18 protein-coding genes are annotated in these 22,822 nt (G+C 40.1%); 10 read left to right on the forward strand and 8 right to left on the reverse strand.

Annotated features, from left to right (window positions below; translation table 11 throughout):
• The first annotated feature begins 100 nt into the window (after window positions 1-100).
• Window positions 101-595: a DUF427 domain-containing protein gene (locus H6H03_RS20960; RefSeq protein ID WP_190957016.1), complete on the forward strand. Its 495-nt coding sequence runs from the start codon at window positions 101-103 to the stop codon at window positions 593-595.
• Between the two features lie 136 nt (window positions 596-731).
• Here the strand turns inward: H6H03_RS20960 and H6H03_RS20965 are convergent, their stop codons facing one another.
• Together H6H03_RS20965 and ilvC are read right to left on the reverse strand one after the other, a co-directional pair.
• Window positions 732-2,267: a glycine betaine ABC transporter substrate-binding protein gene (locus H6H03_RS20965; protein ID WP_190957017.1), complete on the reverse strand. Its 1,536-nt coding sequence runs from the start codon at window positions 2,265-2,267 to the stop codon at window positions 732-734.
• Window positions 2,268-2,352: 85 nt separating this feature from the next.
• A complete protein-coding gene (ilvC, locus tag H6H03_RS20970) occupies window positions 2,353-3,348 on the reverse strand; it encodes a ketol-acid reductoisomerase (RefSeq protein WP_190957018.1) in 996 nt (331 codons plus the stop codon).
• Window positions 3,349-3,757: 409 nt separating this feature from the next.
• On the opposite strand from ilvC, the gene H6H03_RS20975 reads away from it, so the two are divergent.
• From H6H03_RS20975 to trxA, 4 genes are all read left to right on the forward strand, one after another.
• Window positions 3,758-5,119, forward strand: a complete 1,362-nt coding sequence (locus H6H03_RS20975) for an NAD(P)/FAD-dependent oxidoreductase (protein ID WP_190957019.1) — start codon at window positions 3,758-3,760, stop codon at window positions 5,117-5,119.
• Between the two features lie 646 nt (window positions 5,120-5,765).
• Window positions 5,766-6,296, forward strand: a complete 531-nt coding sequence (locus H6H03_RS20980) for a YdcF family protein (RefSeq protein WP_190957114.1) — start codon at window positions 5,766-5,768, stop codon at window positions 6,294-6,296.
• Window positions 6,297-6,540: 244 nt separating this feature from the next.
• Window positions 6,541-7,704 carry a GuaB3 family IMP dehydrogenase-related protein gene (locus H6H03_RS20985; protein WP_190957020.1) on the forward strand — a complete coding sequence of 388 codons (1,164 nt, stop codon included), beginning with the start codon at window positions 6,541-6,543 and terminating at the stop codon, window positions 7,702-7,704.
• A 424-nt stretch (window positions 7,705-8,128) separates the two neighbouring features.
• On the forward strand, window positions 8,129-8,452 hold the full coding sequence (gene trxA / locus H6H03_RS20990) for a thioredoxin (RefSeq protein ID WP_190957021.1): 324 nt from the start codon (window positions 8,129-8,131) through the stop codon (window positions 8,450-8,452).
• A 157-nt stretch (window positions 8,453-8,609) separates the two neighbouring features.
• On the opposite strand, the gene H6H03_RS20995 is transcribed toward trxA, so the two are convergent.
• Window positions 8,610-9,203, reverse strand: coding sequence for a MarC family protein (locus tag H6H03_RS20995; RefSeq protein WP_190957022.1), 594 nt, complete (start codon window positions 9,201-9,203; stop codon window positions 8,610-8,612).
• Window positions 9,204-9,419: 216 nt separating this feature from the next.
• On the opposite strand from H6H03_RS20995, the gene H6H03_RS21000 reads away from it, so the two are divergent.
• Window positions 9,420-10,232, forward strand: coding sequence for a carbon-nitrogen hydrolase family protein (locus H6H03_RS21000; RefSeq protein ID WP_190957023.1), 813 nt, complete (start codon window positions 9,420-9,422; stop codon window positions 10,230-10,232).
• A gap of 329 nt (window positions 10,233-10,561) precedes the next feature.
• On the opposite strand, the gene fba is transcribed toward H6H03_RS21000, so the two are convergent.
• The 5 genes from fba to H6H03_RS21025 all read right to left on the reverse strand — a co-directional run bounded on the left by fba (window position 10,562) and on the right by H6H03_RS21025 (window position 15,257).
• Window positions 10,562-11,641, reverse strand: a complete 1,080-nt coding sequence (gene fba / locus H6H03_RS21005; RefSeq protein ID WP_190957024.1) for a class II fructose-bisphosphate aldolase — start codon at window positions 11,639-11,641, stop codon at window positions 10,562-10,564.
• Window positions 11,642-11,878: 237 nt separating this feature from the next.
• Window positions 11,879-12,571: a Uma2 family endonuclease gene (locus H6H03_RS21010; protein WP_190957025.1), complete on the reverse strand. Its 693-nt coding sequence runs from the start codon at window positions 12,569-12,571 to the stop codon at window positions 11,879-11,881.
• A 71-nt stretch (window positions 12,572-12,642) separates the two neighbouring features.
• Window positions 12,643-12,786, reverse strand: coding sequence for a hypothetical protein (locus tag H6H03_RS21015; protein ID WP_190957026.1), 144 nt, complete (start codon window positions 12,784-12,786; stop codon window positions 12,643-12,645).
• Between the two features lie 303 nt (window positions 12,787-13,089).
• Window positions 13,090-14,688: a tetratricopeptide repeat protein gene (locus H6H03_RS21020; protein ID WP_242057946.1), complete on the reverse strand. Its 1,599-nt coding sequence runs from the start codon at window positions 14,686-14,688 to the stop codon at window positions 13,090-13,092.
• A gap of 410 nt (window positions 14,689-15,098) precedes the next feature.
• The gene (locus H6H03_RS21025) at window positions 15,099-15,257 is read right to left on the reverse strand and encodes a hypothetical protein (protein WP_190957027.1); all 159 of its coding nucleotides are present in this window, start codon (window positions 15,255-15,257) and stop codon (window positions 15,099-15,101) included.
• A 1,087-nt stretch (window positions 15,258-16,344) separates the two neighbouring features.
• Between H6H03_RS21025 and H6H03_RS21030 the strand changes: the two genes are divergently transcribed.
• The 4 genes from H6H03_RS21030 to H6H03_RS21045 all read left to right on the forward strand — a co-directional run bounded on the left by H6H03_RS21030 (window position 16,345) and on the right by H6H03_RS21045 (window position 22,673).
• The gene (locus tag H6H03_RS21030) at window positions 16,345-17,724 is read left to right on the forward strand and encodes an AAA-like domain-containing protein (protein ID WP_190957028.1); all 1,380 of its coding nucleotides are present in this window, start codon (window positions 16,345-16,347) and stop codon (window positions 17,722-17,724) included.
• Between the two features lie 88 nt (window positions 17,725-17,812).
• Entirely contained in the window at window positions 17,813-20,116 is a 2,304-nt protein-coding gene (locus H6H03_RS21035; protein ID WP_190957029.1) for a TOMM precursor leader peptide-binding protein, read from the forward strand.
• A 380-nt stretch (window positions 20,117-20,496) separates the two neighbouring features.
• Complete coding sequence (locus tag H6H03_RS21040; protein WP_190957030.1) at window positions 20,497-21,582, forward strand: amidohydrolase family protein; 1,086 nt, start codon at window positions 20,497-20,499, stop codon at window positions 21,580-21,582.
• Window positions 21,583-21,626: 44 nt separating this feature from the next.
• Window positions 21,627-22,673: a hypothetical protein gene (locus H6H03_RS21045; RefSeq protein WP_190957031.1), complete on the forward strand. Its 1,047-nt coding sequence runs from the start codon at window positions 21,627-21,629 to the stop codon at window positions 22,671-22,673.
• Window positions 22,674-22,822: the final 149 nt, after the last annotated feature.

Raw genomic sequence — 22,822 nt, forward strand, 5'->3', positions numbered from 1 at the left:
AGGATAACGCATATTTAATTTCTGGAGATGTTTATTAATTCTGAATTCTGAAGTCTGAATTCTGTTTTAATAACAACCTAAAAACAGGAGATTATTAACCATGAAACCAAATCCAATACCACCACAACCCGGCCAAGAATCAGTTTGGGATTATCCGCGTCCGGCTCGTTTAGAAGATACTAATAAACAACTACGGGTAATTTTTAATGGTATTGTTTTGGCAGAAACTAATAAAGGTAAAAGAGTTTTAGAAACAAGCCATCCTCCAGTTTATTATTTTCCACCTGAGGACGTTAAAGTAGAACACCTGATTGAAACGTCGAAAAATGGCTTGTGTGAATGGAAAGGGCGATATCAATATTATGATGTCAAAGTTGGTGAGAAATATCTAAAATATGCAGCTTGGGCATATTTTAACCCCACCCCTGATTTTGTTTCCCTGGAAAAATACTATGCTTTTATGCCCAATTTAATGGATGCTTGTTATGTCAATGATGAGTTAGTAACACCTCAACCTGGCGATTTTTACGGAGGATGGATTACTGCTGATATTGTCGGGCCATTTAAAGGTAGTCCGGGAACAATGTGGTGGTAATTTTATAGCAGAGAATAGGCAACAGGCAAAGAAACTTCCTTGGCATAGGGGTTTTATGATTAGTTTATGTCCTAAACTATGCTTCAAGTGCTATTGTTCTTCATGTTTTGATGAAAGCTAAACCAATTGACACCATTTAGCTGAGCAGTTTCTTAGACTTCAACCACTCATGTACAACTTCTTCAACAGGGCGAGATTGATTATCAACCTGGTAATTCATTTTTTGCATTGCTTCAGTAGAAATTAGCCCAGCTAATTGATTGATAGCTTCTCGTAACTCTGGATATTTTTCCAGAATTGCTTGATTGAAAATAGGGACAGCTTCATAAGGTGGAAAGTATTTTTTATCATCTTCTAAGATGACTAAATTTAAAACAGCAATCAAGCCATCTGTAGAATTACCTGCTATCAAATCTACTTTCTTTTCTTTGATAGCTTGATATATCAATCCTAACTCCATTTGTTGGGGAGGTTTAGCAAATTTTAAGCCATAAGTTTTAGCTAACCCTGGATAACCATCTTGTCTTCCCAGAAATTCATAACCAAATCCTGCTTGCATTTGAGGTGTATATTTAGCAGCTTCGGAAAGGGTTTTAATCTGCCATCGTTTAGCATCTTCACTGCGGATAATCATAGCGAAGGTGTTGTTAAATCCCAAAGGCTGCATGACTTCTAATTTAAATTTTTGGCTGTAGTCTTGTTTAACTTTTTGATAAACTACTTGAGGATCGCTGATAGGTTTTTGTTTCAAAACAGATGTGAAACTCGTTCCTGTGTATTCTATATAGCCAGCGATTTTACCTGCTTTCACCGCTTCATGACAAATAAAAGTCCCCCCTAAATTTAACCGTCTATCAACCCTTAATTTAGTATGGGATTCAATTTGTTGAGCTAGTAATTCTCCTAAAATAAATTGTTCAGTAAAATTTTTGGAACCAATAATAATTGTTGGTGGCGTTAGCCAATAGGTAAAGCCAATTAATACCCCAATAATTAACGTTAATATTGCAAAATAAACGCCTGTTTTGCGATTAATTTTTATAGTTTTTTCACTTTGCTGTGTCAGGTTTTTTTCTAACCATCCCAAGCTAAAATCCGCACCTAAGGCAATCAAAGCGGCGGGTATTGCCCCAGCTAAAATCAGCTGATTATTAAGAGTAGAAATCCCTCGAAAAAGAAACACTCCCAAACCTCCGCCGCCAATAGCTGCCGCAATGGTAGCAATTCCCACACAAATAACTGTTGCTACCCTAACTCCTGCCAAAATAACGCCTAAAGCTAGAGGAATTTCTACTTGAAACAGCAATTGCCTATCTGTCATTCCCATCCCCTGCCCCGCCTCTCGAATTGCTGGTTCCACGCTATTAATACCGATATAAGTATTGCGAATTATTGGGAGCAAAGCATAAAGAATCAAGGCGACAATAGCAGGAACTTTGCCAATTCCTCCAAAAAATGGTACTGAAATCAGAAAACCAAAGATAGCTAAACTGGGAGTGGTTTGAATAGCGTTAGTTAAACCGATAATAGGTTGGGCGAGTTTCGGTTGGCGAGTGATGAATATGCCTAAAGGAATGCCAATGGAAACGGCCACCACCATTGCAATTACAACTAATACTAAATGTTCTCCAGTGCGGAGGACAATTTCTAGGAAATATTGGCCCAAAAACACACTTATCTCCTGATATGGTTGAGGGATAAATCAAAAGACGCGATAAATCGCGTCTCTACAAAAGATTAATTCTGAATTCTTCTTTTTAAGCTTTTTTCAACCAACTAAACATGGCACGTAAATCTTTACCAACTTCCTCAATTTTGTGTTCGGCTTCTTTGCGACGCAAGGCAGTAAATCCTGGTTTACCAGATTGGTTTTCTAACACAAATTCTCGCGCAAATTGCCCAGATTGAATTTCGCTGAGAATCTTCTGCATTTCAGCTTTGGTTTGTTCGGTGACAATCCGCGGCCCACGGGTATAATCGCCATATTCAGCTGTGTTAGAAATGCTATCGCGCATTTTCGCTAAACCGCCTTCCACAACCAAGTCAACAATCAACTTGACTTCATGGAGACATTCAAAATAAGCCAATTCTGGTTGATAACCAGCTTCTACCAAAGTTTCAAATCCGGCCTTAATTAAAGCACTCAAACCACCGCACAATACTGCTTGTTCGCCAAATAAATCAGTTTCAGTTTCTTCACGGAAAGTCGTTTCCAGAATACCGGCACGGCTACCACCGATACCTTTAGCGTATGCCATTGCGCGATCGCGTGCCTGACCACTAGCATCTTGATAAACTGCAAACAGCGCTGGTACGCCTTCCCCATTCTCATAAGTCCGCCGTACCAAATGCCCCGGCCCTTTTGGTGCCACCATCACCACATCTACATTCGCTGGTGGTACAACTTGCCCAAAATGAATATTGAAACCGTGGGCAAAGGCTAATACATTCCCTTCTTCTAAATTGGGTTCAATCTCGTTTTTGTAAATCGTTTTTTGGACTTCATCAGGTAACAAAATCATAATGAAGTCAGCAGCATTAGCCGCATCGGCAACATTTTTCACAGTTAAACCAGCTGCTTCGGCTTTCGCCACTGACTTACTGCCCGGATATAGTCCCACAATTACATTCAAACCACTATCTTTTAAGTTGAGAGCGTGGGCATGACCTTGGGAACCATAGCCGATAATAGCAATAGTTTTTCCGCTCAAAAGGTCTAAATTGGCATCTTCGTCATAATACATCCGGGCCATAGAAGCATCTCCTGTCAGCAAGCATCATTAAATTGGCAGGCTTCTGATTGTACCTCAAATTGAGTAGCTAAATATTGGGGATTAGGGATTGGGGATTGGGGACTGGGTATTGGGTATTCAACTTTCCTCTAGTTCCTAGTCCCCAGTGCCTTCATTTTTAAACTTGCATAAATGCCTTATCAAGCACCGATAAATCTACACGAGAAATATTTTCAGTATTTTTAGGAGATTAAAGTTACTTTATTAACAAAATATTTCTTTCCCAGTCCCCAGTTATATCAATACATCGGGAGCTTTGATTGACTAATCATTTAGTAAATGTAAAAAACAATACAAATTTATAATGACAAGTTTGAGACAAATTTGTTAAGAATAGTTACAGCAGTCGTCATCTAGAGAAATATTTCTTATGGTAAACTCACTTGACAATAACCGAATCCATCAAGTTGTCATTGTTGGCGGTGGTTTTGGTGGACTTTATGCAGCAAAAACACTCGCTAAAACAGCGGTAAATGTTACTTTAATCGATAAACGTAACTTTCATCTATTTCAACCCCTCCTGTACCAAGTCGCTACAGGCGCTTTATCTCCCGCTGATATTTCCTCGCCTTTGCGTTCTGTACTCAGTAAAAGCAAGAATACAAAAGTGCTGTTGGGAGAGGTGAATAATATCGATCCACAAGCACAAAAAGTAATTGTGGGCGACGAAGCAATACCTTACGATACATTGATTGTTGCCACGGGTGCGAAGCATTCTTATTTTGGCAAAGACAACTGGGAAGAATTCGCCCCTGGCTTGAAAACTGTAGAAGATGCTATAGAAATGCGTCGCCGGATTTTTATGGCATTTGAAGCAGCGGAAAAAGAAACCGACCCAGAAAAACGCCGTGCCTGGTTAACTTTTGTGATTGTTGGTGGTGGCCCTACTGGTGTAGAATTAGCGGGAGCGATCGCAGAATTGGCAAATCAAACTCTCAAAGAAGATTTCCGCAACATCGACACTTCAGAAGCTCAAATTTTGCTCTTAGAAGGACTGGATCGAATTCTGCCACCATTTGCACCAGAATTATCACAAGAAGCCGAAGCATCTCTAACGCGCTTGGGAGTGGTTGTCCAAACAAAAACATTAGTAACTAATATTGAAAATGATATTGTCACCCTCAAACAAGGGGATGAAGTCAAAGAGATTGCCTCAAAAACCGTATTATGGGCAGCGGGCGTGAAAGCTTCGGCAATGGGAAAAGTGCTAACAGAACGCACAGCTGCCGAATGCGATCGCGCGGGACGTGTTATCGTCGAACCTGATTTGAGTATTAAAGGATATCCAAATATTTTTGTAATTGGCGACTTGGCGAATTTTTCTCACCAAAATGGTAAACCACTACCTGGTGTTGCACCTGTGGCTAAGCAAGAAGGAGAATACGTCGCAGAACTAATTCAAAAACGGCTTGTAGGTCAAACCTTGCCAGCCTTTGCTTATGTCGATCGCGGTAGTTTAGCAATGATTGGGCAAAATTCGGCTGTGGTGGATTTAGGTTTTCTCAAGCTCAAAGGGTTCTTTGCGTGGGCATTTTGGCTATTAATTCACATTTATTTCTTAATTGAATTTGACAATAAATTAGTAGTGATGATTCAGTGGGCGTGGAATTATTTCACCCGTAATCGTGGAGCCAGATTAATTACAGGTCAAGAATCAGTCACGCAGTTAGAAATTAGCGATCGCAACACTTATTACACATCAGAGACTAATAAACAGCCAGTAAATGTCTAAATTGGTCATTGCCTAAGCATTACCCAACAACATCTCGTTAATGTTGGGTTTCATCCTTCTTCAACCAAACCTACCCCAGCTTTCGTTTTTAGTCTTAACTCAACTCCATTGCCCTTGGGATTTTCGCACCCCAGGCAGCATTGCCACATTAAATAGTTCTTCAAATACGCCATCCAAGTGCAGCTAATGGACTTCGCCATTGCTAATTTTAATTAGCATCAGTCTGTACTGGGTGACGTTATTTTGCGTACTTTAATAAAATTGGGATGCTCCCACTCCTTTAAGAATCGAAGCATAGTTTAGGACATAAACTGCTTGTAAAACCCCTACACCCGAAGACTTTCTTTGCCTGTTGCCTATTGCCTGTTGCCTATTGCTGTTACCTGCTATATAAAGTGGTTGAAACCCTTTGATGGATCGGCAGATACAGGTTAGGATAATCCATCAATTAGAGGAATATCTCGAAGCAAAGCGCGATTAAGCGCTCTGCAACAAAAAATTTGCCCAAATTCAACTTTGGGCGGGTTATTTGGGGAGTTTACTACTCTACTATTTTTGTTTTTTAGCTACAAAAAATTTTCGACTAAGTAAATTAAGTTATCGAGCCTTGAATAAGCTACTCTTTACAGGTAAATCTTTGAAATTTATGGCTTTTGCCCTACCGATAGTGATGTGGTGGGGATACAAAGAAGTACAAAACCAATTTGTACAGCCGCAAGCCGTTGTAGTGTTGGGTGGTTCAACGAGACGTTTAGAGCGAGAGAAGTTTACGGCAGAATTTGTCCGTAAGCATCCAAATATACCAATTTGGATTACAGGGGGTAGTCCAGCAAAGTATACACAACGGGTATTTACTAAAGCTGGTGTCGATCCTAAACGCTTACACTTGGACTATGAAGCAGTTGATACAGTTACTAATTTTACAACTTTGGTAGATGATTTGCAAGCTCGTGGGATCAAGAGTGTTTATTTGATTACTTCAGACTTTCATATGCGTCGGGCTTGCGTCATCGGCGAAATTATTTTAGGTAGCCGGGGTATTTATTTAAAACCAGTGCCAGTTCCTTCAGAAAATCCTCCTGAATCTATTGAAAAATCTATTAGAGATGGTGCTAGAGCCATACTTTGGTTAGCAACTGGTTACACTGGTGTCGATGCAGCTAAAACTAAACAGTAAATAACAGCAATTTTAGATTTTGGAATTAGTGCTAAATCCAGTTATTGGGTATTGGGCATTGGGCATGGGAAGAGACAAGAGGACAAGGAGAATAATTCTTAACTCTTGGAAAGACTTGGTTTAATCGCGTCTAAAGACTAATGACAACGGTTAAAGGTTAGCTATATAGTTCGAGAAAAAAAACGCCCCAATTCCACCCACAATTTGATACCCTAGCTTAAACAGATTTGAGAAAATTTAAAGCGTGGAAATTCAACTTGGGCGGGGAAAAACAGCTCGCAGAGCTTACGGAATAGATGAAATTGCTCTAGTCCCGGGTAACAGAACACTAGACCCCAGTTTGGCAGATACTAGATGGCGTATTGGCAATATTGAGCGAGAAATCCCGATAATTGCCAGTGCAATGGATGGCGTAGTAGATGTTCGTATGGCTGTACGTTTGTCGCAGTTAGGAGCATTAGGTGTCCTCAACTTAGAGGGGATTCAAACTCGCTATGCTGACCCAGACCCAATATTAGATCGGATTGCCTCCGTGGGGAAAGATGAATTTGTTGCCCTGATGCAAGAACTCTATGCCGAACCAATAAAACCGGAATTAATAGAAAAACGTATTCAGGAAATTAAAGAACAAGGCGGCATTGCGGCGGTGAGTGCGACTCCAGCAGGAGCCAGCAAATATGGTGAAGCAGTGGCAAAAGCCGGAGCAGATTTATTTTTTGTGCAGGCTACGGTGGTTTCCACAGCACATTTGTCACCAGAGTCTTTAGTACCACTTGATTTAGCAGAATTTTGTCGTTCAATGCCTATTCCCGTGGTGTTAGGGAATTGTGTAACTTACGAAGTCACTTTGAATTTGTTAAAAGCTGGGGCAGCTGGGGTACTAGTGGGAATTGGCCCTGGTGCTGCTTGTACATCTCGTGGGGTGTTGGGTGTGGGTGTGCCACAAGCAACTGCGATCGCTGATTGTGCTGCGGCACGAGATGATTATTTCAAGGAAACTGGTAATTATATTCCCGTCATCGCTGATGGTGGTTTAATCACCGGCGGCGACATTTGCAAATGTATCGCCTGTGGCGCTGATGGTGTGATGATTGGTTCCCCCTTTGCTAGAGCCGCCGAAGCCCCAGGACGTGGTTATCATTGGGGTATGGCAACTCCCAGCCCAGTCTTACCTCGTGGCACCCGCATTCGCGTTGCCACCACTGGCAGCCTAGAGCAAATACTCGTTGGGCCAGCAGGACTAGATGATGGTACTCACAATCTTTTAGGTGCCTTAAAGACCAGTATGGGCACCTTAGGAGCGAAAAATATTAAAGAAATGCAACAGGTAGAAGTTGTAATTGCTCCTTCCCTATTAACCGAGGGCAAAGTTTACCAAAAAGCTCAGCAATTAGGAATGGGGAAATAAAATTAGGGAATGGGGCAGGGGGCATGGGGCATGGGGGTAGAGGGGCAGAGAGGCAGAGGGGCAGGGGAGCTGAAGAGAAAATTCCTAACTTTTAACTCCTAACTCCTAACTTTCAATGCCCAATGCCCAATGCCCAATGCCCAATGCCCTATTTGCAACATCAAATTATTAAAAAAATTTTCCAGGCCCCTAAACAATTCCTGGAAAAATTCTATATGTCGCCTACAATAGAAATAGCGGAGACGCATGTTTCCGTTCACTCCTCACACCACACTCCGCCCGGACTACTGTTCGGGCGGTTCCTTATGTTTATGAATAAATTCTAAAGCTTCTTTGCAAATGTACATCCTCTACTCCGAAGCAGATGTTTTTGCTATGGTAGAATTTTCACGAAGCTCAGATATATTTGGCGAAGGTTTTAGGCATGTCAGCAGCCGCACAAGTTACGGATTCTACTTTTAAGCAAGAAGTACTCGACAGCGAAGTACCCGTTTTAGTTGACTTTTGGGCACCCTGGTGCGGACCATGCCGTATGGTAGCTCCTGTTGTCGATGAAATTTCCGAACAGTACAAAGGTCAAATCAAAGTCGTCAAAGTCAACACGGATGAAAATCCTAATGTTGCCAGTCAGTACGGCATCCGCAGTATTCCCACATTAATGATTTTTAAGGGTGGACAAAAAGTCGATATGGTGGTTGGCGCCGTGCCTAAAACTACATTAGCTTCCACTCTGGAAAAGTATCTTTGAAACTCAATTGGCAACAAAATCCTCTTGAGTTATACATACTGTTGTCACTTTAGGTTAATTTTTGCAAACAAGTTTGAAAGGCTTAAATTCCTTGTCTTTCAAACTTGTTTATATTTGTACATAATTGAAGAATGTTTTAAGATTTGTAGGAATTGTTCTAGCTGAAAAACAACTCCTTAATCCCTGCACTACCAATTTCCACTGCTAGGGCTGCTAATAGAAAACCCAAAAGCTGAGTCACAATCACTCCACCTTCTGCACCAATCCATTTGTCAATCAGATTTGCCAAACGCAAAATCAACCAAGTAACAAACATCGAGGCTAAGATACCTACGACGACACCAAGATGGGGACTCTGTGATTTCGACATCAACAACATTACCGTGGTCAAAGTTCCCGGCCCAGCTAGTAGGGGTAAAGCTAGTGGAGTAATTGCGACATCGCGTCCTTCCTCAATAATCGGCCTATCTAATTCTCCGCGGAGCATTTGCAAAGCAATTAACAGTAACAATAATCCTCCTGCTACTCGCAAAGATCCAATACTGATTTCTAGATAATTCAAAATGATTTGCCCCGCAAAGGCAAACAGTAAAAGAACTGCGATCGCGACGATAATTGCTTTATCTATGACCTTGTTTCTTTCTTCTGGCATCATACTCTTAGTCAAAACTAAAACAATCGGTATATTGCCCACAGCATCTGCCAAGACAAACACAGCGATAAATGTCTGAACCAAAATAGAGATATCCACGAGCTGCTAGCTTTAGGAAGGGTTTGCTCACAACTTAATCGCAATGTTGCTCAGTTTGCTAGAACCTAGAGGAAGATTAAAATAAACAGTGGGAATAATAAGTTTGTTCAAGAAAAGCAACAAGTCATGGATTTCTAATTAAGTTTCACAGATGCTGAAGTAGCGATATATTTTGATAATCTATTTCCCATAAATCAACTATTCGTTGTTGAATCTATGAAGTCTTATTTAGCCGCCGCTATTCAATTAACCAGTGTGCCCGATCTCCAAAAAAATTTGGCACAGGCAGAAGAATTAATAGATCTTGCCGTGCGTCAAGGTGCTGAATTGGTAGGTTTGCCAGAAAACTTTTCTTTTATGGGAGAAGAAAAAGACAGACTCGCCCAAGGGGATACCATCGCTATTGAAAGTGAAAAATTCCTCAAAAAAATGGCTCAGCGCTTTCAAATTACTATTTTGGGCGGTAGCTTTCCACTTCCGGTAGATAATACAGGCAAAGTTTATAACACCACTCTACTCATCGATCCAAACGGTCAAGAACTTTCCCGCTACTACAAAGTACACTTATTTGATGTTGATGTCCCTGACGGCAATACCTATCGTGAATCCAATACTGTTGTAGCTGGTACCCAACTACCACCAGTGCATTTTTCAGAAAAACTCGGTAATTTAGGGCTTTCTATTTGTTATGATGTCCGCTTTCCAGAACTGTATCGCCATTTAGCAGATAAGGGAGCCGATATCTTATTCGTTCCCGCCGCCTTTACCGCCTTTACAGGCAAAGACCACTGGCAAGTATTATTACAAGCAAGAGCCATAGAAAATACCGCTTACGTCATTGCGCCTGCCCAAACAGGCAACAACTACGGTCGCCGCCTAACCCACGGACACGCTGTGATTATCGACCCTTGGGGAGTGATTTTAGCGGATGCTGGAGAAAAACCGGGAATTGCGATCGCTGAAATCAAACCCACCAGACTCGAACAAGTCCGCCGTCAAATGCCCTCTTTACAGCATCGGGTATTTTAGGGAGTAGGGACTGGGGATGAGGGAGATAGGGGGTGGGGAGATGGGGGAGTGTGGGGAGTGTGGGAGGAAAGATTTCTTCCTCATCATCCCACACTCCCAATGCCCCATGCCCCATCCGCAATGCCCAATTGTGATGAATAAAACAAAAAACTGGGTGGCATCAAGGTCACCCAGTTTACTTATCTCAATATTAAAATTCTCACTTTTCTTTGAGTATAGGAGTACTTTTGCCCCTATTGGTAAATGAAAGGAATTAGAAATTAGGAAGATTCTAGTAAACGGTTATTTTACCCAGTCCCTAGTCCATAATCCCCAATCCCTTTTATTTATTAAACTTTAGCAGCTGATTTGGTAACAACGTTGAGTTCACCCTTAGCATACTTAGCTGCAAAATCTTCCAAAGTAATTTGCTTAATCTTGCTAGCGTTACCAGCTGTACCAAATTGCTCGTAGCGATCGGCACAAACTTTCTGCATGTATTTAATAGAAGGCTTGAGGAAATGACGGGGGTCAAATTCCTTAGGAGCTTTTGCCAAAGCTTCGCGCACAGCAGCGGTGATTGCCAAACGGTTGTCGGTGTCGATGTTCACTTTGCGAACACCACTCTTGATACCTTTTTGGATTTCTTCCACAGGTACACCGTAGGTTTCAGGAATAGCACCACCGTACTCGTTAATCAAAGCGATTAAATCTTCGGGTACGGAAGAAGAACCGTGCATTACTAAGTGAGTGTTAGGCAGACGGCGGTGAATTTCTTCAATGCGGCTGATTGCCAAAATTTCACCAGTCGGCTTGCGGGTAAACTTGTAAGCACCGTGGCTAGTGCCGATGGCAACTGCCAAAGCATCTACTTGGGTTTGCTCAACGAAATCAACTGCTTGGTCGGGGTCGGTTAGCAGTTGAGAGTGGTCGAGTGTACCTTCAAAACCGTGGCCATCTTCAGCTTCACCAGCACCAGTTTCTAGAGAACCCAAGCAACCTAGTTCGCCTTCGACGCTGACACCCAGAGCATGAGCTACATTTACAACTTCACGAGTAACACTAACGTTGTACTCGAAGCTAGCAGGGGTCTTTGCATCAGCTTCCAAAGAACCATCCATCATCACGCTGGTGAAGTTGTTCTTAATTGCTGAGTAGCAAGTAGCAGGGGCGTTCCCATGATCTTGGTGCATGACAATGGGAATCTGAGGATAGGTTTCTACTGCTGCCAAAATTAGGTGGCGTAGAAAGTTTTCTCCAGCATAAGCACGAGCGCCACGAGAAGCTTGCAAAATCACGGGGCTATCTGTATCTACAGCAGCCTTCAGGATCGCCTGAATCTGTTCCAAATTGTTAACGTTGAAAGCTGGGATGCCGTAGCCGTTCTCAGCCGCGTGATCCAACAGCAGCCGCAATGGTACAAGCGCCATAGATAGTCCTCCTAATGTGGTTGTCAGCTAGTCGGTGTGAGAGAAGCGTAATAATCACGCTAAATCTTAAGAGTTTTTTCAACTTATAGGAAATTATAACTAGTGTTGTGTGCTTATGTTGAAAAAGTTTAAGCTAAAGTTACTTTAAATATGGTCTATGGTGCTGTACAGTCAGCTACCTCAAGTTTAAAGGCTTTGGTAGCGTATATGCCAAATCATGGAGCAAAGGCGATCGCTTCAGCCCAAATCTGCTAATTTCTCTACAAATGCTGCGTGTTCGGGTGATTGCAAGCCAGCTTGTAAAATAGTTAACACAGGCTGCATATTCCCTGCTAACAACTCGGCAACCACTAACCACAACCCTGGAAAAACCCGACTTCGCAGGATTCCACTGCTATCAGTAGCTAACTCTAGATATTCACCTTGTTCTAAATGGAACCAACTCAATTTTTCATCTAGTACTTGCCAAACGATGTATTCTTTGACTCCATTGCGGCGATAAGCTTGTTTTTTGGCATGGAGGTCGATGGCTACACTACTAGCGGCAATTTCAACAATTAACTCTGGTGCGTCTTCAATATAATCATCTTCACTCAGCCTTGCTTGACCACCTGCTTCGGGGTTGATGAGGAGAACCGCATCTGGTTGAGGTTCGTTATCTAAGTCTAGGCGCACTGTGGGTTCAATTCCCAAAGATACACCAGGTGTAGCGGCTTCATAAGTACCTAGCCATGTGAGAATCCAAGCGTGCGGTTGACCGTGACTTCTAAAACGCAAAGCAGCAGGCATGATATAGACAATTCCCTCAATCAATTCCGCTTTTTTCAAGTGAGGCATGGCGTTGTAACGCCGCTCAAATTCACAACGGGTGAGTTTGTCGCCATTTTCCAACAAGGGAATTGTCTGATTTTGTGGAGGTGTTTTTACCATAACGATGGTATTTGGGATTGCTATATGCCTATCTTACCGAATTGCGGAAATTGACGCTTATTGGCAATTAATCATCGCCTTTGTGTTGTGAAATAATCAAAACAGGAGCGATCGCGCGTTTTTTTCTCCAAGTTAACTAAAAATAAGCGATCGCTTTTCTTACAATTAAAAAGAAGCGATCGCCATTTTTTTGTCACCGTCTTTTCAGCGGTCATATCTTTTTTGGAGTCAAACTTTCACTGTTTGTGAAGTCAATTGAATTACTTCAATTCTTCAAATCCTTTGGCGCTATTTGTTGATTCTGTATGTAATACCAACTTGAGAAAAGAACGCGACAGATACACAGATCCAAAGCCTTCTAATATCTGGCTTTCTTAATTTTGAATTTTGAATACTTCGACAAGCTCAGTACAAGTTTTGAATTTTGAATTGGTATAAGACGATTACCAAAGTCAATTTCTGAATTTTTCGAGTTAGAAGCTTTTTTGTTAAATTGGAGTCAACCCATCAAACCAGCTTTAAGCACGAAAACCGTTTCGCAGCATACCTTGTAAGTATTTCAGAGCCTCCTTGACATCCCCATGAGCGGGGTAAAGCAATTGCTGACTCAAGGCGTTTCGATAAGCCTCGATAGCCCCTAACTCATCTCCCAAATCCTCTAAGGCTCTGCCTTGCCAGTAATGAGCAGTAGCTGGGTCAAATTCCATCAATTTTTTAGCTTGCAGACAAGCTTCTTGCCAATACCGCCGACTAGCGGCATTATTTCCTTGCACTCGATAACTCTCCCCAAGCCAAACTAGCCCAGGTAGAGATTGTAGATAACTTCCTTTTTCTGGTAGGAACTGCCATCCTTGCACTAATGCTTCTACCGCTTCTCGGTGTTTTCCGGCTAATGCCAAAACTCGCCCATGACAAAACCAAGCATCAGCTAACTGGGGTTGAAGTTGCGTTACTCTAGCAGAGACACTACACCCCCACTCAATTTCTTTAAAGCTTTGTACTAGCGTTCGCCCTGCCGTAGCCCAAGCACTCCAGCGTTCGGGAAAACGCCGAAGCATTTCTTCTGCCAAGGGATACAGTTCATCTAATCTTCCCGCAGCAGGCAAAATATCGCACAATGCTTGATAAATTTCACAATCATTAGGATATAGGTGATAAGCTTTTAAGATCGCCTCGGCCGCTCGTTTGTTTTCGCCTGTGTCAGACAAACACCGCCCGTAATAATACCAACCACTAGGATTATTGGGGTGTTTCTCAGTAAATTGTGCTAAAACTGCTACCCCTTGGGCCCAATCCCCTCGGAAAATGTGGTAATATGCCAGGGATTTGTGGAATTCAGCCGTATTTGGCGCTTGTTGCAAAGCAGAGCCGATCGCTTTTTTTGTCTGCTTGCCTTGTTCGCCTAATACCAATCTCATCCGACAACGCTCATCTAACTGTCGTTGAAGTACCTGCAAATCATCAGGGGCTAACTCTGTAACTCTGCTCAATTTTTGCCCAGCTGCCTGAAAGTTCCCCATCGCTATCAGGGCGTCATAGCTGAGAATCAAAGCAACAATATCATCTGGGTTGAGTGATAAGACTGTATCAAAGGCTTGCAAAGCTGCAACAGTATTTTCTATTCCCATATATACCTGTCCCAAAGCCAGCCAGTGAACTACTTTGTCAGGTTCTAAGGAAGCGGCAGATTCGAGAGCTTTAATTGCCTGTTGGTTATCACCTTTGCAAGCTTCAATCAATCCACGTATATGCTGCCGACTTGCTTCATTACGCGACAAGGGCAATGCATTTTCATAAACCTCTATTGCCTCTGTCTGTTGTCCCATGAGGTGCAAGATTTTTGCCAGTTGTAGCCGCGCCTCAAGCAATTGGGGTTGCCGCTCAATCACTTGGCGATATTCCTCAATAGCCTGTTCCCATCGTCCCATTTCATAAAACAACTTAGCTAATTCCAGCCGTTTTTTCCATCCTTGGGGATACTGCTGCATGTACTTACTTAATGTTTTGAGTTTTTGATCTTGTCTAATTGGTTTTTCATCTAAAAGTAAGTAAGCATTCATCTCCACCGCAGAGGGTTGAGAGAACTGTACCAAGAGTGTGGCAAGGTTTTTAGACATATAGGGGTTACTTTATAATTAATTTCATCAACAATATTTTGGGTTGCGATGCCTGGGTTGGGCGAAGCCTGTCATAGATATCACATTGAGGCGCTTGCCTAATGGCAGTGGCTTCTTGTAAGATATTTTCGGCATTGAGGTTACAACTCATCAACCCATTTGGCATATTAAAGTTGGCCTCATTTAACTGTTGGAGGCCTTTAGAACTATTTTTCATAGGTTAATTGAACCTAATATTATGTAATCTCAACGAAAATTCTCTTCAATATTGACCACACTCACCGAAATTATGTCAGTGTCTGAGAATAAGTGTTGAGTACAGTAAAAGTTACTTTCCCAACCAAGGATTAACTATATTTCAATGTAGTTGTTCGTTTCCAAAAATGGAACCTATAAATCTCATACAGTTTTCATATACTTTTGCTTAACCTCTGAAGAAAACCTCCCAATGGCGAATGAGGTGTGACGAAAGAAGGTGTTTGTTTAATTACTACGGATGGTACGCTATCGGTGCGTCTGGTGCGTAGTTGATATCCAATATTGGGTTGCATCTTGTCAACGATCAACATCACATACGTCGTAAGTGATTGTTTGATAAATATATAATTTTGAGCGATCGCCTTTTCTCAGCTACTTTTAAATCAATAAAATAAAATAGCTTCTTTCATCTGTGATGAGAACACCTAGCTGACTATTCTGATATCAAGTTCACTTAATAAGTGGTATTTCAAAACTGTGTGCATCAGAGTATCTGAACGCCAGTCATAATTGTCAGTCTGTTATTTAACTTGATATTAACCATGTCCTATCAAGAATTTTTATTCTCTAAAAAAATAAAAATTTTTCACAATATTGAAAGTATGGCAATACTGCTAGGGTTTTGCATTTTGAACTCGGAATTTTGTTTGGCGAAAAGGGTAAAGGGTAAAGGTTTTTTCTTTCCCCTTTCCCCTTCCCTTTTTCTCCTTAACCAACAAGTCTTGGAAAGTATGGGGATTTGAAATTTTATAATTTTTGTTAAGCACAAACTTCATTATTCCAGAATAGTTAAAATTTTTGTTAATTAGATGTCAGAAGTTTTTTAAATAAATTTATTAAATTAGTTTATATTTAAATGAAAATATGTTAATTTAAATACAATAAACATAATAATTAGTAAAAAACGGTATTATTTAAAAATCAATAATCTCAAAATTAGGAGGATCTCAGCTTAGTAAAAATATCTGGGAAAAATCCAAAAGCCTAAAACTTAAATTTGTCAACTCCTCTAAACTAACAAAAGTGAGAGCAACACTGAACTTTTTATTTTTCAATTACTATTACCTCTAATTTCCAGAGGAGATTTTGAGTTTTACATATTTAAAACCAGTACAAAAGGTAAGTATGGTAAACCTGCTGATAGGCGTCTAAATTATACCAATTCTCCATGAAGATGCACTTGATTTTGAAAAATGTAGATGGAAAGCGGCTTGCCGCAGGCTACGGCTAAGGCCTTCTCTACGAGAGGCTTCCGCCAACGCGTAGCGTCTCGTAGAGAAGAACACTAAGGAACATAGAGGTAATCACAAAAGTGCAAGCTTATAGAGAATTGGTATAGAGGTTCGAGTTTCCCAGTTTTGCTTTTCTAGAAAGTAAAGTGATGTTGTTTAAACTTTTATGGCAATAGATTTTATCTTTGATATTCTTAATCGCAAGCTAGTGGAAATCCAAGAAGACCCTCTCCATTCCACAGAAATTCTAGTTTTACAGGGTGTATGTGAAAACAAAACCTATGAAGAAATAGCTCAACAAGAAAGATATAGCTGCGGCTATATTACCAATGTTGTTGCTCCGCGATTGTATCGCAAACTGTCTTTGATTTTCGGCAGGCGGGTTAACAAAAAAAATTGTCGAGTCCTGCTGCAATCTTACATCACAGAACAAACTACACCTGTAACAAAGTCAATTAAAATAAATTCTCCAGAATTGGATCTGAGTATACAAGAAGATGCACTTCCTTGTTATCCAAGTGGTTCAGTTCCTCTGAACTCTCCGTTTTATATTGAACATCCTAATATTCAGAAATCAGTGTATGCAGAGATTACAAAACTAGGAGCATTAATACGGATTAAAGCTCCAAGGGAAATGGGTAAAACTTCATTAACATTGAGGATTTTAGATTATGCAGAACGCATGGGCTACCGTACAGTTAGCTTGAGCCTTGAGCAAGTTGATCGGACAATTCTCAGTGATGCTAATCTATTTTTGCGGTGGCTATGTGCCAATATTACTCAACAGCTTCAGATGGAGCAAAAACTAGATGAATATTGGAATAAAGATTTTGGTAGTAAACTGAGTTCTACTTTTTATTTACGAAATTATGTACTCAATCAAATTAATACTTCCCTGGTTTTAGTATTAGATGAAGTCAACTATATTTTTGAGTATCCAGAAGTAGCAAAAGATTTTTTTCCCCTGTTGCGTTCGTGGTTTGAAGAAGCCAAAAGATGTAAAATTTGGCAAAAGCTACGCTTAGTTGTGGTGCATTCAACAGAAATTTATGTTCCTTTACAACTTCAGCAGTCTCCTTTTAATATTGGGTTGCCAATTCAGTTACCAAACTTTAATTTAGACCAGGTGCAGGAATTAGCTCAACGTTATGGTTTGAAGTGGTCTGATGGTGAGGAAGCAAAGCAATTAATGGCAATAGTTGGGGGACATCCAGCCTTAATACAGATTGCATTATATTATTTAAGTTCTCAAAAAATATCTCTAGCACAATTGCTAGAAACTGCTCCTACATCCAGTGGAATTTATGCTCATTATTTGCAGCGACATTTGACAGTATTGCAAGAACAACCGGAATTAGCGATCGCTCTTTATAATACCCTCAATTCTAGTGAACCTGTACCATTAGAACCAATTATTGCTTACAAATTAAATAGTATGGGGTTGATTAAGCTAGATAACAATAAAGCAATACCTAGTTCTCAACTATATCGGCAATACTTTCAAACCCTCTGTGTTGATGATAAAAGACAGGTAGTATTTACTTAATATTAGTTAAAATAATTTTTCCTGTTGCCGCTATGGAGGAAATTTACCGTTAATTTTATGAGATTAATTCAACTTAAAAGCTAAAACCATGCTCAATAAACCTGTTTTTAAGGATTGTTACCTTGTTGAAAAAATCCCACCAGATCGAGTATTTTTGGTATCCGAGAGAGATACAGTTTTATTGAGCGATCGCATTTATTATTTACTAGCATCTTTAATAGATGGCAATCGGGATGTTGACGAAATTATCGAACTGATTCAATTAGAATTACTGCCAGATGAAAAATCATTTCCCGACCATAATTCTTTTTTCCAAAATGTTCTTGATATTAGTATTAAAGCCCAGTCTGCTCTATTTCAAATGGAAAGACAGGGCTATATTGTAGAACAAGAGGATGAAAGGCGATCGCAATTTGCGATATTTTGCAACCATTTAAATATCAGCCCTAGCAAAGCGCATCAAAAATTGCGATCGACTAAAGTAGCAGTAAAAACCTTTGGTTCCCTTCACGCCGAAGATTTTATTGCCATTCTGAAATCCCTAGAAATCCAAATAGCCGACGAAGGAGATTTCACAATAGTCTTAACTGACGACTATCTCCACCCAAATTTAGATGAGTTTAATCAACAAGCTTTACAATCCCAATTCCCTTGGATATTAGTCAATCCTTTGGGAACAATGCTGTGGATAGGGCCAATATTTAATGGTAACAAAACCGCTTGTTGGGAATGTCTAGCACGTCGCTTACGAGATAATAGACCAGTTCAAGCATTTATTCAAAGACATAAAAATATTTCTACTTCCTTATCTTTTCCCTTAGGGTTTTTTGCATCTACAGTACAAACCGCCTTAGGAATAGCAGCCACAGAAGTATTCAAATGGATTATTCAACGAGAAAATAAACGTTTAGCAGAAGCTATAGTTACCTATGATACTCTCACTTTAAAAACCCAAGATCATGTATTCGTTAAACGTCCTCAATGTCCTACCTGTGGAGAAATAACTAATGAGTTGATAAGCAAACCCTTACCCATTATTTTAGAACGCCGCAAAAAAACATTTATTGCAGATGGAGGACACCGTGCTTATTCGCCTGGAGAAACCCTAAGAAAATATCAACATCTGATTAGTCCGATTACCGGTATTGTTCGCGAATTGAACAAAATACCAGGACATTCATTAACCCATACCTATGTTGCCAAGCATCACTTTCTGAGTGTTTTTGACGATATAACTAGCCTACGCCAAAATCTTGGAGGTAGAAGTTCTGGAAAAGGTAGAACTGATATCCAAGCCCAAGCAAGCGGTTTTTGTGAAGCCATTGAGCGATATTCTGGAGTTTTTCAGGGATATGAAATCAGAAAAAAAGCCAGTTTTCAACAACTGCAAAAAGCGATTCATCCCAATGTTTGTATGAACTTCAGCCAACAACAATACGAAAATCGAGAACAATGGAATATTGAATGTGAAGGCTGGTTCCAAAAAGTTCCAAAACCTTTTGATGTTGAAAAAGAAATTGATTGGACGCCAGTTTGGTCATTAAGTCACGAAGAATTTAAATATTTACCAACGGCTTATTGTTATTATGGGTATCCTTTATCTGAGGAACCTGATTGTTGGGCAGATTCCAATGGATGTGCGGCTGGTAATACTCTTGAAGAAGCTATTCTGCAAGGGTTTATGGAATTAGTAGAACGGGATTGTGTAGCTTTGTGGTGGTATAACCGCCTGCAAAAACCCCAGGTGGATTTAGACAGTTTCAATGAACCTTATTTTCTCACGCTTAAACAATATTACCAAAGCATTGAGCGAGAACTGTGGGTGTTGGATATAACCAGCGATTTTAATATTCCTACTTTTGCTGCCATTACTCGGAGAATTAATCGAGCAGTAGAAGATATTATATTAGGCTATGGAACTCATTTTGATGCCAAAATAGCTCTAAGTCGAGCTTTGACTGAAGTTAATCAAATTCTGCCTAATCTTTTATCTACAAAAGAAGATGGTAATACTCAATATCCTATATATAGCGATCGCCTAGCAATAGATTGGTGGAAAACCGCAACTTTAGCCAATCAATCTTACCTCATTCCGCATAACAAAACCACTACCAAAATCTACACAGATTATCCCCAACTCGCAAGTGATGATTTGCTAGAAGATATTAAATTGTGTCAACAAATCGTTGAAAAAAATGGTTTAGAAATGCTCATTTTAGATCAGACTCGTCCTGACGTTGGACTGAGAGTAGCTAAAGTGATAATTCCAGGAATGCGCCATATGTGGAAGCGTTTAGGTTCGGGAAGATTGTATGACGTTCCTGTGAAAATGGGATGGTTGAAAGAGCCGTTAACAGAAAATCAACTGAATCCTTTTCCGATGTGGATGTGAATATATAGCATTTCCTAATCTACTGAGGTACTTAGTTAGTACACCATTTTATTAATGCGTAACTAAGAAAACCTCTGTGTAACTCTGCGCTTGACTCTGCGACCCTTTGCGTTTAAAAACATTGGTTTGTACCTCATCAAGCTGAAATCTGCTATTTTTTTCAAAAATTCCAAATTTTATATATTAAATTTAAATCCTGCTTTGTGGCGGAGCATTTATACTTTCTTAACCATTGATTATTGCTTCAAAAAATTTCGATTATATTCAACATAAAATTTTATATTTGCAACTAAACATTTAATATTATGCTAAGTTGATAATCTTAAATTATTTAATCCAAAACTGAAAATCTAAAATTCCTTGAGTTAATAGGTTTTTCTATGCTTAATGGATATCAAATTATTGATGCTGATTCCCATGTTATTGAGCCTCCAACTTTGTGGGCTAAATATTTAGAACCAAAATTTAAGCACTTTGCTCCTTCCGCAGATATGAAAATTCAAGGAGAAGAGATTGTTGAAAAAATTTCACAACAAGTTCGTTACCAAGGAAATCAGCAAATGATGGAGGCTCACCCCAATGCTTATTTCAAGGGTTACGATGCTGAATCTCATGTCCAAGCAATGGTAAAGATGGGGATTGATATCGCATTCATTTATCCAACCTATGGGTTATGGCTTTGGGCAATTGACGATATGGCACCGGAAGTAGTGGGAGCTTTTACTCGTGCTTACAACACTTGGTTATATGAAGAATTTTGCAGCTATGCTCCAGATAAATTAAAAGGTGTAGGAGCGATTAATTTTCATGCACCTGAAGAGATGGTGACAGAATTAAATCGCATAGCTGAGTTTGGTTGGAAGGCTGTGTTACTACGCCCTAACCCAGTTAAAGGAAGAATATTGAGTCACCCTGCTTATAAGCCATTTTGGACAGAATGCGAAGAAATGGGCATGGCAGTGGGAATTCATGAAGGAACTCATAGTCGGTTACCAACCACAGGAGCAGAGCGGTTTAATACTCGTTTTGCTCTCCACGCCTGCTCTCATCCGATGGAACAGATGATGGCACTTTTAGCCCTCATTGAAGGGGGTGTTTTAGAGCGTCATCCGCGCTTGAAAGTGGGTTTTCTAGAGTCTGGTTGTGGTTGGTTACCTTACTGGCTATGGCGACTAGATGAAGAATATGAAAACTTATATTGGGAGGTAAAAGATAATGTCAAAATGAAGCCCTCAGAGTATTTTCAGCGTCAGTGCTTTATTGCGATCGCACCTACTGAACCTTACTTACCTCAAATTATCGAATACATTGGTGCAGATAACTTAATCTTCGGCTCTGATTATCCCCACATGGATCATCAGCCGAACATTGTGAACACAGTTCTAGAGCTTGAGGCACAGTTATCTCAAAAAATAGTACAAAAGATTGTTTGGGATAACCCTCGCAATTTTTATAGTTTGGCTTGACAACTTCCCAACTTTGTTAACACTCAATAAGAGGGCATATTATTATGGCAAAAAACTTGATAACTAGAGATACACTACAACCAGGGGAGTGGTATGACGATGATACTTATTATCAGATTCTCTTAGTCGCTCCTCGTAAAAAGAGAACTGAAGGACAATACATAGAAACCACAATATTAGCTCAAAAAAGAGGTGAATTTAAAAAATATTTGCTTGATGAAAAAACACAACAAAATCTCAAAGATTATATTCCAGAACGAGAGGATATCAATAATAAAAACATAGCCTCTTATCTACCTTCTCCCGGAGTCGTTTTTCCCAAGGGTTTTCTGAATGCTTTATTTCCAGATAAGTCTTCCAAAAATCCCTCCATTGAAACCAATAATTTTTACGATCCAATCCGAACTCTACTCCATACCCGCAAAATATCCCAACTAATTGCCAAAACCTGGCATTGCTACTTAGAAGCGAAAGCAAGTGAACTTTGGTATGACTTTGTTAATGGTAAATGGGATGAGATTGACTCTGATATTTTAGATGGTCTGATAGCCAGAGAAATTTTCTTTTTCGATCAACAATCTTCTCCTGACCATCTTGTACCAAAGAACCTTGACGTATATTATCCCTTAAATGGCGAACAATCTGGTGAAAAAGCAAGGTTTTTGATTTTGCCTAGTAGTAAAGGTTGGCAGGGAATTACTTTAAGTCTCTTGATGGCAGGCCAGGCATATTATGAGATCAAGAAAGGTGGACAAACATACTATCATCAAATTTCTCAACCTATTTTGAGTACAGGTGAAATAGTTATCAAGTATGGATTAGAGGTAACTTGGGATAAATTTAAAGGTGATATAAAAGAGTTAAAAGTAGAACCAGGAAAGTCTTCTATTGCTTATGAAGCTATTATTCCCTATCCTCCTATACCCTCTGAGATTAATTTACCTATTGAAAATATTGCGAAATGGTCTCAGGCTAAAGATGAGGGTGGAGAATTTCCCTTTTATCAGAAAAATGAGGACGATAAAAGCTATTTAGTAGGTGTGGAATACTTTTCGCCTCCCTATCCTTATATACCGTTAAGTTGTACTTAAGTAAACAATAACCAAATCAACAACACTAACGATAATCTTTGAATTATTAAGGGTTTCATATCGATCCAAGTTCCTTCATTGGTAAGCTTTGCGATCCAGATTTAGAAACCCCTTTGGCTTTTAAGTATTACGAGCCAGTGCGTTGGACG

It is taken from the genome of Nostoc paludosum FACHB-159 (assembly GCF_014698835.1).
In the GTDB taxonomy this organism is placed as follows: domain Bacteria; phylum Cyanobacteriota; class Cyanobacteriia; order Cyanobacteriales; family Nostocaceae; genus Nostoc; species Nostoc paludosum.

Bases quoted from the DNA above. Each gene is read 5' to 3' on its own strand.
- H6H03_RS20960 (WP_190957016.1), top strand. From the start codon at position 101: ATGAAACCAAATCCAATACCACCACAACCCGGCCAAGAATCAGTTTGG.
- ilvC (WP_190957018.1), bottom strand. From the start codon at position 3,348: ATGGCCCGGATGTATTATGACGAAGATGCCAATTTAGACCTTTTGAGC.
- H6H03_RS20975 (WP_190957019.1), top strand. From the start codon at position 3,758: ATGGTAAACTCACTTGACAATAACCGAATCCATCAAGTTGTCATTGTT.
- H6H03_RS20980 (WP_190957114.1), top strand. From the start codon at position 5,766: ATGGCTTTTGCCCTACCGATAGTGATGTGGTGGGGATACAAAGAAGTA.
- trxA (WP_190957021.1), top strand. From the start codon at position 8,129: ATGTCAGCAGCCGCACAAGTTACGGATTCTACTTTTAAGCAAGAAGTA.
- H6H03_RS21000 (WP_190957023.1), top strand. From the start codon at position 9,420: ATGAAGTCTTATTTAGCCGCCGCTATTCAATTAACCAGTGTGCCCGAT.
- fba (WP_190957024.1), bottom strand. From the start codon at position 11,641: ATGGCGCTTGTACCATTGCGGCTGCTGTTGGATCACGCGGCTGAGAAC.
- H6H03_RS21010 (WP_190957025.1), bottom strand. From the start codon at position 12,571: ATGGTAAAAACACCTCCACAAAATCAGACAATTCCCTTGTTGGAAAAT.
- H6H03_RS21015 (WP_190957026.1), bottom strand. From the start codon at position 12,786: ATGACCGCTGAAAAGACGGTGACAAAAAAATGGCGATCGCTTCTTTTT.
- H6H03_RS21020 (WP_242057946.1), bottom strand. From the start codon at position 14,688: ATGTCTAAAAACCTTGCCACACTCTTGGTACAGTTCTCTCAACCCTCT.
- H6H03_RS21025 (WP_190957027.1), bottom strand. From the start codon at position 15,257: ATGTTGATCGTTGACAAGATGCAACCCAATATTGGATATCAACTACGC.
- H6H03_RS21030 (WP_190957028.1), top strand. From the start codon at position 16,345: ATGGCAATAGATTTTATCTTTGATATTCTTAATCGCAAGCTAGTGGAA.
- H6H03_RS21035 (WP_190957029.1), top strand. From the start codon at position 17,813: ATGCTCAATAAACCTGTTTTTAAGGATTGTTACCTTGTTGAAAAAATC.
- H6H03_RS21040 (WP_190957030.1), top strand. From the start codon at position 20,497: ATGCTTAATGGATATCAAATTATTGATGCTGATTCCCATGTTATTGAG.
- H6H03_RS21045 (WP_190957031.1), top strand. From the start codon at position 21,627: ATGGCAAAAAACTTGATAACTAGAGATACACTACAACCAGGGGAGTGG.